This is a genomic window from Megasphaera jansseni (assembly GCF_047974155.1).
Classification (GTDB): Bacteria; Bacillota; Negativicutes; order Veillonellales; family Megasphaeraceae; genus Megasphaera.
The window spans coordinates 1-758 of sequence record NZ_JBHYRR010000072.1 but is presented as its reverse complement, the minus strand read 5'-3'; the positions used below and the strand labels follow the sequence as shown (position 1 = coordinate 758).

Sequence of the window (758 nt, the reverse complement as noted above, 5' to 3'; positions counted from 1 at the left end):
ATGCGCTGTTCTCTAGAGAGATATACTGGTCGTGTTCTGAATTCTGTCTTCATGATGCGAAAGGATTCTTCAATCTCCCAACGTCGTTGGTTTATGCGGATAATCTCAGCCGGAGAATCCTTTAAGCTGGTGCACACGGCATAAAAGCCATCGTATTGAGCTTCTTGTGCAATGCGTTCTTCGTTGAGTTCGTATAATTCTTTTTCGGCTATTTCTCCGTCTTTAGTGACTTGAGTTTTCTTAACAAGCCGTTTATAGTCATTGCTGTTGTACTTCTTTAAGGGAGTACCGTTGGTATTGATGGCTTTGGCAGCCCGTTGTACCTGCTGTTCTCGGATACGTTGCTGGTAGCTCTTGTATTTTAAGGAATAAGTGACTATGAGATGCTGCTCGAACCCATTTTCATTGATCCAACGGTCCTTATAGAATATTTGGTTATAAATGGTGGTGTATGCGGGAGATTCAGGCGTCAAGCTGTTTATCTGGGTCAAGTCATATTCTTTGTTGCTATTCGGTATTTTCCATCCAGCAGAGGACAAGGCCCAGTCTTTTAAATGGGCTTTTAGTTTTTTTAGGGATTGCGTGGTAATGAAAGCCCGTTCACCACGAGTGTTGTATTTGCGGTTAGATAGAGACGACAGGCCTCCATCGGTACAAAGGATGAATTTAGATAGGTTGAAATCTTTCAGAATCTTCTTTTCCAGTGGTTGTAAAGTGATTTGTTCATTGGTGCTGCCACTGTGTAAACAGTATGCCAA

General features: G+C 42.2%; 1 protein-coding gene. It reads right to left on the bottom strand.

Features of this window, described 5'->3' with window-relative positions; all coding sequences use genetic code 11:
* The coding region (locus ACE418_RS13440) for an IS1634 family transposase (protein ID WP_458575137.1) at positions 1-758 on the bottom strand (758 nt) is incomplete at both ends.